Origin of the sequence: Clostridium chrysemydis (assembly GCF_015234215.1) — a bacterium.
Lineage (GTDB): Bacteria > Bacillota > Clostridia > Clostridiales > Clostridiaceae > Clostridium > Clostridium chrysemydis.
Genome location: NZ_JADEKP010000001.1, coordinates 424,879 through 438,228 on the forward strand (window position 1 = coordinate 424,879; position 13,350 = coordinate 438,228).

The window sequence follows — 13,350 nt, forward strand, 5'->3', positions numbered from 1 at the left end:
TTTATTCAGTTCCAAATCTTGATATAAATGCAAAAAATGAAAAAGATAATATTATTAGAAGTATTACTTCTATAGTTTTTAAAGGTGCTAACACTTGTGCTACAAATAGTTTAAATAAAGAGAAGAATAATATACCTATTAATAAAAATATAGTAAAATCAAATACTGGAATATGAACCTTTAAAACTTTTTTAATTTCCCTTATGCTTATAAAAAGCGAAACTAAAGATGTTAAAAGTAAAGATATACTATAAGAATAAATATTTATAGAAGGTATACCTGTAAAAACAAATAATGATATAAGTTCAACTACTGCTATAGTTATCGTTACTTTAACTATAGTACCTTGCTTATTTAAACCATTTAATATTCCAAACATAGTTGAGGCTAAGAAAAATATAGGCGCTGCAAGAGAAGAAGCCTTAATGTAATTTCCTAAATCGACTCTATCAAAAAAAAGGCTTCCAAGTTCGTTTGGAACAAGATTACAAATAACTGCAGTTGCAATTCCTAGTATAAAAGCAATTTTCATAACTGTATTTATTCTTTTAGTAGCTTCATATTCATTTCCACGGCTCAAACTTTGAGATAGGTCTGGAACCAATAAACTGTTTATAGAACCTACAACTATTAAAGGTATTGCAATAATTGAAACTGCCATACCAGAGTACCTCCCAATCATAGATAGAGACTCCCCATAAGTAAACCCAGCGTGTATAAGCCGCTTTGGAACTATAAGTGTAGAAAGTGTAGAAAATATACTCCCTATAAATCCGTTTAAGCAAAGAGGAAGTGATACAACTAACACGTTAAATAAAAGTTGTACGCGACCTTCTGTAGGTTTATTTATAAGATGTTTATTTTTAAATTTTAATCTTCTGTAGTAAAAATATAGTAAAATCAAGCTTTGCATCTCACCTATAGCTAGGGAAATATAAGCTAAAGTTACTAAAGTTTTTAAATTTACAGAGTTAAAAGAAAAAACTAGAAGTCCAATTGTTATTATTCTCATACCCTTTTCTAAAATATCTATAATAGCCGGAACTTTAATTTTAGAAAGACCTAAAAAATATCCCTTTAAAATATTAGAAAGTGCAATAAAAACCATAGCAGGGCAAGCTACCCGTATAGCATTAATAGTTCTAGAATCAGATACACCAAATTCAACTATAAATGGTGCAAATGCAAAAACTAAAATTCCAATGATAATTGCCCAAACAAAGTTAAAAATAGCAACAGTTTTAATAGTTTTATCTAGATTACCGTATTCTTTCTTTCGTGAGTATACTGCTGAGACTCTAGAAATAGCAGCAACTATACCAGCTGTCATTAAACATATAAAAAGATTGTAAAGCGGCATAACAAGGTTATAAAGCCCCATACCTTCAGCCCCTAAAAGCTTAGATAAGTTTATTGAGAAAATAAAACCAAGTATACCAGTTGTTATGTTTGAAGCTGTTAAAAGAAAAGAATTTTTAAAAAAATTATCCTTTTCCAAGCTAAATCACTCCTTTACCTTTAATAAAAGATATTCGAGAAAGGTTATAAATATACAATAATTAATTTAAGTTTTATTAATTAAAGTGGAATATTAAATATACTAGTTTAAATATAAATTAAAAGGAGTTTAATTATGATGGGGTGAAGTTATTGAAAAGGCTTATATTTTTTTTGTTTAGTGGAATATTTATAGTTAGCAGTTCAATTTTTATTTATATGTATACAAATAGATATGAAGTTAAAACCTTTGAAGAAGAAATAGATAGTAAATTATTTTTAAAGGGAGTTAAAGAATCTAAAGCAATAGCTAAAGATAATGAAGGATATCTATATATAGCATATGAAAACGAGATTACAAAGATAACAGATGAAGGCAAGGTTTTGAAAAGTATAAAAAATAGGGATTTTTCTATAGAAGATATAGAGATAAAAGGCGATAGAATATATATTTTATCTAAGGATAAATTATATAGTTTAAATTTAGATGGCGATGAGAAAAGAGAAATAGTTAAAGATATTCCCTTTGGAGATGACTTAGATAGAAAACTACTTGGAAAAGATGATGATATATATTTAAGCATAGGTACATTTACAAACTCAGGTATAGCAAAAGAAAGTGAGTTCTTTTACGAAAAGAAAAAAGATTTAAGCCCTATCGATTTAAAATTAAGAGGGATAAACTATGGAAAGAAAAATACTGGGGCTTTTAAAGAGTTTGGAGATTCAAGCAAAGAAGGAGAAAAAATAAATAAAAGTAAAATTGGAAATGCTTCATTAATTAAAATAGATGTAAATAAAGAAAAGATAGAAACTTTTTCAAGTGGCGTAAAGGATATAAAAGGAATTGACTATAAGGCAAACGGTGAAATATATGCAGCAGTTAGTGGAATGAAAAATGAAGGGGATAGACCTGTTTTAAGAGATTCTGATTATATATATAATTTAAAAGAAGACTCTTGGTATGGATGGCCTGACTTTTCAGGAGGAGATCCTATTTCATCTCCAAGATTTACAGATAACTTAAAAATAGAAAATCTTTTATTAAATCCACCTAAAGAAAGTGTTTATGGACCTTACTATCAGCATAACTCTGTTGATTCTATAGAATGTTTAGCAATAGATAGAGAGGGCGTTATTTTAGAGAAGGATTCTATTTTATATTTTGATAGTAAAACAAAAGAACTTTTAAGTTTAAATGAGAAAAAAGAGTTAACTAAGATAATTGCATTAAAAGAAGGAAATGAAATTATAGATATATTATTTTTAAAAGATAAGTGTTTACTTTTAGAAAAGGAAAATGGAGTTATTTATGAAATTTATAATAGTGATTTATTAAGCTCGAAAAAAGTTGTCCCTAAAGCAATTATAATTATAGTAGTTATAATAACTTTAATTGCTTTAGTTATAGTAGTTAATAAAATATTAAAAAGAAAATATAGATAAGCATTTATTAAGAGTAAGGTGTTTTTTTAAAGTATTAATTTATTTTTAATTAAACACCTCTTTTAAAATAAATGAAATTAGTTTAGAATATGTAAATAAATGGTAAAATAAAAGAAAAAACTAAAGGGGTGTAAAAATGGGAAAAACATTATTAATTAATTTATCAAATTTTAAATTTAAAGGGGATGTATTAGATATAACTTGCGAAGACCACGGTGTTATTTATAATATTTCAAAAGATATAGATGATGAAATATCAGCAGATTATATAGAAGGTGATTCGGAAACTGCCTTAAAGAACAGGGAATACGATTCTTGTACTTTGTTTTTTAGTTTAAGTAAGCTTTGGAAAAATGAAAGTAAAGAAAATTTAATAGAAGATATAAGTAAACATATTAAAATAAATGGTAAGATATATATATGGGATATAAATAAAAATATAGGAGAAATAGTAGATAATAGTATAAAGGTAGTCTTACCTAAGGGCGGTTTAAAGGAATTTAAAATAAAAAATCTAAACCCATTTTCTTCTTCTAATATAGAAGAAACTAAAAAAATTCTTGAAAAAAGTTATAAAATAGACGAAACTAGAATTTGGGAAGAGATGCATTTTATAGAGGGAACAAAATTATAACTAGGAGATGAAGATATGAAAGTTTTACTTACAGCTATAAACTCTAAATTCGTTCACAGCAATTTAGCTGTTAGATATTTAAAGGCGTTTACAAAGGATATGGATTTTGATTGTAATATAAGAGAGTTTTCTATTAATGATAGAGAAGAGAAAATATTAGAAGAAATTATAAAAGAAAGACCAGACCTTGTGTCTTTCTCTACATATATTTGGAATGTTGAGATGGTAATTAGATTAGCAAATCTTATAAAAAAGGTTGATTCAAACATTGAAATAATGTTTGGAGGACCAGAAGTGACATATGATAGCATGGTTTTCCTAAAGGAGAATGTAGGAGATTATGTAATTCAAGGTGAAGGTGAAAAAACATTTAAAGAGTTAGTTGAATATAAATTGAATCTTAGAGAAATTGATAGTATAAGAGGATTAATTTATAGAGAAAATAATGAAGTGAAGTTTAATGGCACTAGACCTCTTATGAATATGGATGAAATAGTATTTCCATACGAAGAAGACGAAAATCTTGATAACAAAATAGTTTATTATGAAGGCTCAAGAGGTTGTCCTTTTAACTGCAAATATTGTTTATCATCAACTACACACGGAGTTAGATTCCACAACATAGAAAGAGCTAAAAAAGAACTTCAATACTTTATAGACAAAAAAGTAAAACTTGTTAAATTTGTTGATAGAACATTTAACTGCAATCACAAATTTGCAATGGAGATTTGGGAGTTTTTAATAAATAGCGATACAGAAACTCAATTCCACTTTGAAATATCAGCAGACATATTAAAAAAAGAGGAATTAGAATTACTTAGAAACTGCCCAGAAGGAAGATTCCAATTTGAAGTAGGAGTTCAAACTACAAACGATAAGGTTTTACATAACATAAATCGATTTGTTAACTTTAGTGATATAAAAGAAAAGGTAGTAGAACTTTTATCGATAAGGAATATAAAACAGCATTTAGACCTTATTGCAGGACTACCAGGAGAAAATTATGATTCCTTTGTAAATTCTTTTAATGATGTTCATTCAATAAGGCCAGAAGAGATCCAATTAGGATTTTTAAAACTTTTAAAGGGTTCTTCAATGAGAGAAGAAGCGGACATTTGGAATATGAAGTATTCAGATTATCCACCATATGAAATCTTAAGTACAAAGGATATAAGTTATCTAGAACTACTTAAACTTAAGAAAGTTGAACATATGGTCGATAAATACTATAATGGGCAAAAATTCAACAATACCTTAAAATATTTTTATCCAAAATATAAAAAACCTTTTGATTTCTTTAATGATTTATCAAAACTATACGAAAACAAGGGGTATTTCGACAGAAGCATAGGAAATAATGAATATTATAAACTTTTTCTAGATTTTAACTTTGAAGTTTTAAAAGAAGATAACTATGCACTTAGAGAAATTTTAAGATACGATTATTTACTTCAAAATAAAAAAAGAGGGATACCTGAGTTTTTAAAAGGTGATTTAACTAGAGAAGAAGAGGGGAAAATCAAAGATTCTCTTAGAGAAGAATACTCTTTTAGAATTTATACTGTAGAAAAATTCAATATAGATATTGAAGCATTTTTAGCAAAAGGGGAAATTGTTAAAAAAGAAATCTATGCAGTAGTTGACAATGATAAAAATATTATTTTCATTTAAATTATTATATAAGACAAATTTCTCATAAATTTTTAATAAACTTTAAACAATTTATACAAATTATAAATTAGAACGGTTATAAAAATTAAGAAATTTATTGAAATTGTCCACAAAAAGTGTATAATAGTAAATATGAACTAAAAAGTAATTAATACTATATTAAGTATTAATTCATATATTATTGATTAACTTGCAAAGGTGGTGAGATTTTGGCATTAGAAGCAATAAAGGAAATAAAGAGCGCAGAGGCAAAAGCAGATGAAATGATAAACACTGCAAACGTTAATGCAAAAGAGATTGTTCAAAAGGCTACCGCTGAGGCTGTAGAAAAATACAACTCTATCCTAAGTGATGCTAAGGCTAAATGCGATAGTATCATTCAAGATGCTGTAGATTCTGGAAATAAAGAAGCAGAACCTATCCTAGCTAAAGGAAAAGAAGAAGCTAAAGGTATTCTAGATATAGCAGATGAGAAAAAAAATAATGCTGTAAAATTAGTGATTGAGAGGATAGTGAAAATTCATGGCAATAGTTAAGATGAATAAGTTCACCTTACTAAGCTTTGAAGAAAACAAAGCATCACTACTTGAAAAGCTTCAAAACTTTTCAGAGATAGAATTTATAAACCTTCAAGACGAAAAAGTTTTAGAAGAAAATGAAATTCTAAGTGATCTTACTAAAGATTCAATTGATTCAGAGTTTGCTAAGAGTGAAGAGGATTTATCTAAAGTTAAGTTTGCTTTAGAGTTCTTAAAAAACTACGTACCTCCAAAATCATCAATCAAGGCTATGAAAGAAGGAAAGAAAACTTTAAGTGCTAGCGAGTTAAAAGCTAATGTAGAAAAGAGCGAATGGGAAGCACTTTACGAAAAGCTTAAAGAAAAAGAATTACATCTTTCAAATCTTGATAATGAAAAAACTAGACTAGAAGGTGAAAACGAAACTCTTAAACCTTGGGAAGGCTTAGATTGTCCTTTCTCTGAAATAAGAAGTTTAAAAGTACCTTACTTCTTAGGTAGTGTAAGTAACCAGTACAAAGAAGAACTAGTTAATTCACTTGGGGATTCTTACGTAGAAATTATCTCTTGTGATAATCAAGATATGTATTTATTAGTTATTACAGGTGATGAGAAAAAAGAAGAGGTTGAAGAAGCTTTAAGAGGTTTTGGATTTAGTTCATTTAAAACAGAAGAAGCAGATTCACCAATAAAAGTTATCCATACAAACATGGATAGAATTGAAAAGATAAATGCAGAAAAGTTCTTTATAAAAGAAGAATTACAAGCATTAGAAAAAGAAGTTGAAACTCTAGAACAAGTTTATGAGTACTATCATAATTCATATTCAAGAAACGGAGTAGCTACAAACTTCTTAAAAACTGATACTATGAGCATCATTCAAGGATGGATTGCAGTATCAGATAATAACGATTTAGAAAAAGTAATCAAAGATTCTATAGGAGAAGACTACTATCTAACATTTGAAGATGTTAAAGAAGAAGAGATAGATATAGTTCCTATAAGACTACAAAATAATGCAGTTAATAAGTCATTTGAAACTATTACAGAAATGTATAGTATGCCAAGATATGATGACATAGACCCAACACCATTTTTAGCACCTTTCTTCTTATTATTCTTTGGAATGATGGTTGCAGACGTTGGATATGGATTATTATTATGCATAGGTTCATTTATAGCATTAAAAGTATTTAATTTAGATAACAAGCAAGAGCAGTTTGCTAAGTTCTTCTTTTATTTAAGTTTCCCAACAATGGTATTTGGGCTTATATATGGATCTTTCTTTGGAGATTTAATACCGCTTCCAAAGCTTATTGATACAAATAAAGATGTAAACACTATTCTTATTATGTCAATAGTATTTGGGGTTGTTCAAATATTTGTTGGTCTTGCAATTAAAGCTTACGTTTTAATAAGAGATGGAAGAGCAAAAGATGCTTTTTATGATGTAGGATCATGGGTAATTACTTTAGTTTCTATCGGATTACTTATAGCTGGATTTGGTTTTGCAAAATACACAATGATAATCGGTATGATTCTTATAGTTCTTACACAAGGTAGAGAAGCAGAATCAGTTGGAGCAAAGCTTGGTGGAGGATTATATGCTTTATACGGTATTACTGGGTACATAGGAGACTTAGTATCTTACACAAGACTTATGGCTTTAGGCTTAGCTGGTGGTTCAATTGCAGGTGCATTAAACCTTATAATTGGAATGCTTCCAGGAGTAGCTTTAATAGTACTTGGACCAGTATTGTTTATACTATTCCACATATTTAACTTAGGTTTATCATTACTTGGAGCTTATGTTCACACTTGTAGATTAGAATACGTTGAGTACTTCTCAAAATTCTATGAAGGTGGCGGAAAACCATTTGTTCCATTTAAAACATTAGACAAATTTATAAATATTAAAAAAGAAATTTAGGAAATTTTTAGGAGGATTAGAATTATGGAAATTACAACTTGGGCTGGCTTTTTATCAAACCCAGCAAATTACGGAGGATTTATTTTAGGTGCTTTAGGAATAGCTTTAGCAGTAGGTTTATCAGGTATAGGATCAGCTAAAGGGGTTGGTTTAGTAGGTGAAGCAGCAGCAGGATTAATGACTGAACAACCAGAAAAATTCGGTAAAGCGTTAGTTCTTGAATTATTACCAGGTACACAAGGTTTATATGGTTTCGTTATAGGTTTCGTTGTTATGACTAAATTAAGTCCAGAAACAACTTTAGCACAAGGTTTATATCTTTTATTAGCATGTTTACCAATAGCTATCGCAGGTTTATGGTCAGGTATAGCACAAGGTAAAGCAGCAGCAGCTGGTATCCAAATATTAGCTAAAAAACCAGAGCACAACACTAAAGGTATCATCTTTGCAGCGATGGTTGAAACTTACGCACTATTAGGATTCGTTATCTCATTCTTATTAATAAACAACTTATTTTAATTAGAAAATAAATATTAAGAGATTGGGGAAGTGAAGTTATGTCAGTTGAAAACATAAAAAAGTTAACTTCCAAAATCACTAGTGATGCGGAAGCTAAAAGAGATAGCATACTAGCGAAAGCAAACGAAGAAAAAGCTAAAATATTAGAAAAAAAAGAAGCAGAAGCTAGAAAAGCTGAAATAGAAATGATTTTAAAGTCTGAAGCAGAAGCTAAGACTAGAAAAGAAAGAATAGTATCTAGTGCAGAGCTTAAAGTTAGAAATGAAAAACTTGAAGCTAAGCAAAATATTATAAGTCAAGTATTTGAGATGAGCGTAGAAAGCCTATGTAAAATGTCAGATGCTGAAATCAAAAAATTCGTTATGGATACAATTTTAAATTCACAATTAGATGGTGATGAAAAAGTTATAATAAGCCAAAACGAAAAAGGAATAATAACTGAAGAGTTTATTAAAGAAGTTAATTCAAAACTTTCAGAAAACGGAAGAGTTGGAGAACTTACTTTAGCTAAAGAGGTTAGAAACTTTAAAGGTGGATTCATCTTAGAAAAGAATGGTGTTGAAATTAATAATACTTTTGAAGCTTTAGTTAGCGCTTTAAGAGATGAATTAGAATTTGAAGTTGCAAGTGTTTTATTCAATTAAGGAGGAGAGCAAATGAATCCAATGCAGTTTACTCAAGTTATACCAAGACTTAGAGTGTTAGAGACAAGACTCCTTGATAAAGCGAAATTAGACAGAATGATAGATGCAAGTTCACCACAAGAAGCTCTAAAAGTTCTTGGGGAATCAGAATATGCAAATGTTTTATCTGGCGTTAAAAGAGCAGAAGATTATGAGATGGTCTTAAGTTCAGAACTAAAAAGGGTTTATGAGCTTATGTACGATGCATCTCCTTCAAAGGCTCTTATAGATATAATGAGTATCAAATATGATTATCACAACATTAAAGTTTTAATTAAGGGAATGAAACTTAAAAAAGACTTTAGTGAAATGCTTATTCCAGTTGGTAAGATAGATTTACAAACTTTAAAGCATAGCGTTTTAAATAACAATTTAAGTGATCTAAATGAAAACATGAAAAATGGTATCATAAGAGCAAACGAAGATTTTGACTCTAATAAAGATCCTCAAAAAATTGATATTATATTAGATAATGCAATGTTTGAAGAATTAAAAACTATAGCTAAAGGCTTAGATGATAAGTTTGTTACTAAGTATGTTAGAGTTTTAATCGACTTAACAAACTTAAAAACTTTACTTAGAGTTAAAAAGCAAAGCAAAGGTAAAGATTTCCTTTCAGAGGTAGTTATAGAAGGTGGATTTATAGATGTTGATACTTTAGTATCATTATTAAATGATTCAGCTGAAAATATAGCAAACAAATTATCATATACTGATTATTCAGAAATACTTAAGCTTGGAATGGATGATTTCTCAAAAACTAACTCAGCTAGTGAACTTGAGAAATTAACAGATAACTACATCATGAAAATGATGAAAGAAGCTAAGCTTATACCATTTGGTGTTGAGCCATTACTAGCTTATATCTATGCTAAAGAAACAGAGATAAAAGTAGTAAGAATAATCATGGTTGGTAAACTCAACAACGTTACAGGGGAAGTAATAAGAGAAAGGCTGCGTGATATTTATGTATAAGAAGATTGGTGTCGTTGGTGACAAAGACTCAGTTTTAGCATTTAAAGCACTAGGAATTGATGTTTTTCCAGTTGTAGAATCAGAAGAAGCTAGAAAAACAATCGATAGATTAGCTATGACAGATTACGCAGTTATCTTTGTAACTGAGCAAGTTGCAAAAGATATTGAAGAAACTATTGAAAGATACAATAGAGTAACACTTCCAGCTGTAATATTAATTCCAAGTAATCAAGGATCATTAAATATAGGAATGCAAAGAATCAGCGATAACGTAGAAAAAGCTGTCGGCGTAAATATTCTATAAGGAAGGTAGGTTTTGCAAGTTGAAGACCGGAAGAATAATTAAAGTTTCAGGACCATTAGTTGTTGCTGAACAAATGGATGAAGCTAACATTTTTGACGTATGTAAAGTAGGAGAAAAAGGTCTTATCGGTGAAATCATTGAAATGAGAGACGATAAGGCATCTATTCAGGTATATGAAGAGACTTCAGGAATAGGACCTGGGGACCCAGTTGTAACAACAGGAGAACCTCTAAGTGTTGAACTTGGACCAGGACTAATCGAAGCCATGTTTGATGGAATACAAAGACCACTAGATGAGTTTATGAAAGCTGCTAAATCAGACTTCTTAACTAAAGGTGTTTCTGTTAAATCATTAAACAGAGAAAGAAAGTGGGATTTCGTTCCTACTTTAAAAATTGGAGATGAAGTAAACGAAGGAGATGTTTTTGGAACAGTTCAAGAAACTCCAGTAGTTCTTCACAAAATAATGGTACCAGTTGGAGTATCAGGTAAAATAAAAGAAATAAAATCAGGTGAATTCACTGTTGACGATGTTGTTTGTGTAATAGAAACAGCTAAGGGAGATAGAGAACTTACTATGATGCAAAAGTGGCCAGTAAGAAAGGGAAGACCTTATGCAAATAAGTTAAACCCAGTTGCACCACTTACTACAGGACAAAGAGTTATAGATACATTCTTCCCAGTTGTTAAAGGTGGAGCAGCTGCAGTACCAGGACCTTTCGGTGCAGGTAAAACAGTAGTACAACACCAAGTAGCTAAATGGGGAGATGCTGAAATAGTTGTTTACGTTGGATGTGGAGAGCGTGGAAACGAAATGACAGACGTTTTAAACGAGTTCCCTGAATTAAAAGACCCTAAAACTGGGGAAAGCTTAATGAAGAGAACAGTTCTTATCGCAAACACTTCAAACATGCCAGTTGCAGCTAGAGAAGCATCAATATATACAGGTATAACTATCGCTGAGTACTTCAGAGATATGGGATATTCAGTAGCTATCATGGCTGACTCAACATCAAGATGGGCAGAGGCTCTAAGAGAAATGTCAGGAAGACTTGAAGAGATGCCAGGTGATGAAGGTTACCCAGCATACCTTGGATCAAGACTTGCTGATTACTATGAAAGAGCTGGTAAAGTTGTTTGTTTAGGAAATGACGGAAGAGAAGGAGCAGTTACAGCTATCGGTGCAGTATCACCTCCAGGAGGAGATATTTCAGAGCCAGTTACTCAATCTACTTTAAGAATAGTTAAAGTTTTCTGGGGACTAGATGCTCAACTTGCTTACCAAAGACACTTCCCATCAATTAACTGGTTAAACTCATATTCATTATATGGTGATAGAATCGGTAAATGGATGGATGAAGAAATTGCAAGCGACTGGTCAGAACTTAGAACTAGAGCTATGGCACTTCTTCAAGAAGAAGCAAACTTACAAGAAATCGTAAGACTTGTTGGTATAGATGCTCTTTCAGAAGGCGATAGATTAAAACTTGAAATCGCTAAATCAATAAGAGAAGATTACCTTCAACAAAACGCTTTCCATGAAGTTGATACTTATACTTCATTAAATAAGCAACATAAAATGTTAAGCCTTATCCTTAAATTCCAAACTGAAGCTGAAAGAGCTTTAGAAAACGGAGTTTACCTAGATAAAATCTTAGGTATGGATGAGATTAGAGATAAAATAGCAAGAGCTAAATATATCTCAGAAGAAAATATCCAAAACATTGATCAAATTAGCGTTGACCTAACTCATGCAATGGATAAATTAATCAGCGAGGGAGGGGCTTTCTAGATGCTTAAAGAATATAGAACAGTAACTGAAGTTGTTGGACCTTTAATGGCTGTTGATGGCGTTGAAGGAGTTAAATACGACGAGTTAGTTGAAATAGAATTACAAAATGGAGAAAAAAGAAGAGGTAAAGTTCTTGAAGTTAATGGTTCAAGAGCAATGGTACAGATCTTCGAAGGTTCTTCAGGAATTAACTTAAAAGGAACTAAAGCAAAATTCTTAGGAAGACCTCTTGAAATTGGTGTTTCAGAAGATATGCTTGGAAGAGTCTTTGATGGTATGGGAAGACCAATAGATAATGGTCCTAAAATAATACCAGAAGAGAGAAGAGATATAAACGGTGAAGCTATAAACCCAATGGCTAGAGATTATCCATCAGAATTTATTCAAACTGGTATCTCAGCTATAGATGGACTTAACACTCTAGTAAGAGGACAAAAACTTCCTGTTTTCTCAGGATCAGGACTTCCACACGCTGAACTTGCAGCTCAAATTGCAAGACAAGCGAAAGTTTTAAATTCTGATTCAAAATTCGCTGTTGTATTTGCAGCTATAGGTATTACTTTCGAGGAAGCACAATTCTTCGTAGATGAGTTTAAAGCTACAGGGGCTATAGATAGATCAGTTCTATTTATGAACCTTGCATCAGACCCAGCTATCGAGAGAATAGCAACTCCAAGAATGGCACTTACAACTGCTGAGTACTTAGCATACGAAAAAGGAATGCACGTACTTGTTATAATGACAGATATCACAAACTACGCAGAAGCTCTAAGAGAAGTTTCAGCTGCTAGAAAAGAGGTTCCAGGAAGAAGAGGATACCCAGGATATCTATATACTGACCTTTCAACTTTATATGAAAGAGCTGGTAGATTAAAAGGAAAAGAGGGTTCAATCACTCAAATTCCAATACTTACAATGCCAGAAGATGATAAAACTCACCCAATCCCTGACTTAACAGGATATATAACTGAGGGACAAATAATTCTTTCAAGGGAATTATATAAAAAGGGTATAATGCCGCCAATAGACGTTTTACCATCACTTTCAAGACTTAAAGATAAAGGTATAGGAAAAGGAAAAACTAGAGAGGATCATGCTGATACTATGAACCAATTATTCTCAGCATATGCTCAAGGTAAGCAAGCAAAAGAATTATCAGCTATCTTAGGAGAGTCAGCTCTTTCAGAAACTGATAAAGCTTTCGCAAAGTTCGCTGAAGCTTTCGAAAACGAATATGTTTCTCAAGGTTTCACAGCTAACAGAACTATCGAAGAAACACTTAACCTTGGATGGAAGTTATTAAGACTTCTTCCTAGAACAGAGCTTAAGAGAATCAGAGATGAATACCTTGAAAAATATATGCCAAGAGAGGAAGAATAGT

Annotated in this window: 12 protein-coding genes; 11 read left to right on the top strand and 1 reads right to left on the bottom strand. The window is 30.8% G+C overall.

Features of this window, described 5'->3' with window-relative positions; genetic code table 11:
- Window position 1 precedes the first annotated feature (1 nt).
- Complete coding sequence (spoVB, locus tag INR60_RS02080) at window positions 2-1,498, bottom strand: stage V sporulation protein B (RefSeq protein ID WP_194189816.1); 1,497 nt, start codon at window positions 1,496-1,498, stop codon at window positions 2-4.
- A 173-nt stretch (window positions 1,499-1,671) separates the two neighbouring features.
- Between spoVB and INR60_RS02085 the strand changes: the two genes are divergently transcribed.
- From INR60_RS02085 to INR60_RS02135, 11 genes are all read left to right on the top strand, one after another.
- On the top strand, window positions 1,672-2,943 hold the full coding sequence (locus INR60_RS02085; RefSeq protein ID WP_194189817.1) for a hypothetical protein: 1,272 nt from the start codon (window positions 1,672-1,674) through the stop codon (window positions 2,941-2,943).
- Between the two features lie 136 nt (window positions 2,944-3,079).
- Window positions 3,080-3,577, top strand: coding sequence for a protein kinase family protein (locus tag INR60_RS02090; RefSeq protein ID WP_194189818.1), 498 nt, complete (start codon window positions 3,080-3,082; stop codon window positions 3,575-3,577).
- 15 nt (window positions 3,578-3,592) lie between these two features.
- Window positions 3,593-5,248 (top strand): B12-binding domain-containing radical SAM protein, encoded by a 1,656-nt coding sequence (locus INR60_RS02095; protein WP_194189819.1) that lies wholly within the window; start codon window positions 3,593-3,595, stop codon window positions 5,246-5,248.
- A 209-nt stretch (window positions 5,249-5,457) separates the two neighbouring features.
- Window positions 5,458-5,784, top strand: a complete 327-nt coding sequence (locus INR60_RS02100) for an ATPase (RefSeq protein WP_194189820.1) — start codon at window positions 5,458-5,460, stop codon at window positions 5,782-5,784.
- Window positions 5,771-7,696, top strand: coding sequence for a V-type ATP synthase subunit I (locus INR60_RS02105; protein WP_194189821.1), 1,926 nt, complete (start codon window positions 5,771-5,773; stop codon window positions 7,694-7,696). The genes INR60_RS02100 and INR60_RS02105 overlap by 14 nt, the downstream gene beginning before the upstream one ends.
- A 24-nt stretch (window positions 7,697-7,720) precedes the next feature.
- A complete protein-coding gene (locus INR60_RS02110; protein ID WP_194189822.1) occupies window positions 7,721-8,215 on the top strand; it encodes a V-type ATP synthase subunit K in 495 nt (164 codons plus the stop codon).
- A gap of 38 nt (window positions 8,216-8,253) precedes the next feature.
- Complete coding sequence (locus INR60_RS02115; protein WP_194189823.1) at window positions 8,254-8,859, top strand: V-type ATP synthase subunit E; 606 nt, start codon at window positions 8,254-8,256, stop codon at window positions 8,857-8,859.
- 12 nt (window positions 8,860-8,871) lie between these two features.
- Window positions 8,872-9,873 (top strand): V-type ATP synthase subunit C, encoded by a 1,002-nt coding sequence (locus INR60_RS02120; protein WP_194189824.1) that lies wholly within the window; start codon window positions 8,872-8,874, stop codon window positions 9,871-9,873.
- Window positions 9,866-10,177 carry a V-type ATP synthase subunit F gene (locus INR60_RS02125; protein WP_194189825.1) on the top strand — a complete coding sequence of 104 codons (312 nt, stop codon included), beginning with the start codon at window positions 9,866-9,868 and terminating at the stop codon, window positions 10,175-10,177. Before INR60_RS02120 ends, INR60_RS02125 begins: the two co-directional genes overlap by 8 nt.
- Window positions 10,178-10,196: 19 nt before the next feature.
- A complete protein-coding gene (locus INR60_RS02130) occupies window positions 10,197-11,969 on the top strand; it encodes a V-type ATP synthase subunit A (protein WP_194189826.1) in 1,773 nt (590 codons plus the stop codon).
- Window positions 11,970-13,349 (top strand): V-type ATP synthase subunit B, encoded by a 1,380-nt coding sequence (locus tag INR60_RS02135; RefSeq protein ID WP_194189827.1) that lies wholly within the window; start codon window positions 11,970-11,972, stop codon window positions 13,347-13,349. It abuts the gene before it with no gap.
- The last annotated feature ends 1 nt before the right edge of the window (window position 13,350 follow it).

Excerpts from the sequence above, each read along its gene's own strand:
- INR60_RS02090 (WP_194189818.1), top strand. The coding sequence starts at position 3,080 with ATGGGAAAAACATTATTAATTAATTTATCAAATTTTAAATTTAAAGGG.
- INR60_RS02095 (WP_194189819.1), top strand. The coding sequence starts at position 3,593 with ATGAAAGTTTTACTTACAGCTATAAACTCTAAATTCGTTCACAGCAAT.
- INR60_RS02105 (WP_194189821.1), top strand. The coding sequence starts at position 5,771 with ATGGCAATAGTTAAGATGAATAAGTTCACCTTACTAAGCTTTGAAGAA.
- INR60_RS02110 (WP_194189822.1), top strand. The coding sequence starts at position 7,721 with ATGGAAATTACAACTTGGGCTGGCTTTTTATCAAACCCAGCAAATTAC.
- INR60_RS02115 (WP_194189823.1), top strand. The coding sequence starts at position 8,254 with ATGTCAGTTGAAAACATAAAAAAGTTAACTTCCAAAATCACTAGTGAT.
- INR60_RS02120 (WP_194189824.1), top strand. The coding sequence starts at position 8,872 with ATGAATCCAATGCAGTTTACTCAAGTTATACCAAGACTTAGAGTGTTA.
- INR60_RS02125 (WP_194189825.1), top strand. The coding sequence starts at position 9,866 with ATGTATAAGAAGATTGGTGTCGTTGGTGACAAAGACTCAGTTTTAGCA.
- INR60_RS02135 (WP_194189827.1), top strand. The coding sequence starts at position 11,970 with ATGCTTAAAGAATATAGAACAGTAACTGAAGTTGTTGGACCTTTAATG.